General features: G+C 43.5%; 1 protein-coding gene. It reads left to right on the top strand.

Going from position 1 to position 386, the window contains the following annotated elements; translation table 11 throughout:
• Nucleotides 1-386, top strand: a 386-nt coding sequence (locus tag EHH60_RS36970) for a GTPase (RefSeq protein ID WP_199752544.1), incomplete at both ends; no start/stop codon positions are given.

Here is a 386-nt window from a genome sequence, read left to right as displayed (position 1 = left end):
ATCTTCTACCAATCAAGCACCTCGTAAAGCAACACCTGGATTTGCTGGTGAGACAAGAAATATCAAGCTTGAGCTTAAAGTTGTGGCCGATGTTGGTTTGATTGGTTTGCCAAATGCAGGTAAATCGACCTTTATTCGTCAGGTCTCAGCTGCCAGACCTAAAGTGGCTGATTATCCGTTTACAACACTTGTACCAAACTTAGGTGTGGTAGATGTTGGCTCGCATCAATCTTTTGTCATGGCAGATATCCCAGGTTTGATTGAGGGTGCATCTGATGGTGCAGGGCTTGGCATTCGATTTTTAAAGCATGTAGCACGCACGCGTCGTTTGTTACATATTGTTGATGTTCAACCAATTGATGAATCAGATCCTGTTGCTAATGCAC

Source organism: Bradyrhizobium sp. RP6 (assembly GCF_003837805.1).
Classification (GTDB): domain Bacteria; phylum Pseudomonadota; class Alphaproteobacteria; order Rhizobiales; family Xanthobacteraceae; genus Bradyrhizobium.
Note: the sequence above shows the minus strand (reverse complement) of the source record. Positions and strands in the feature narration are given on the sequence as shown.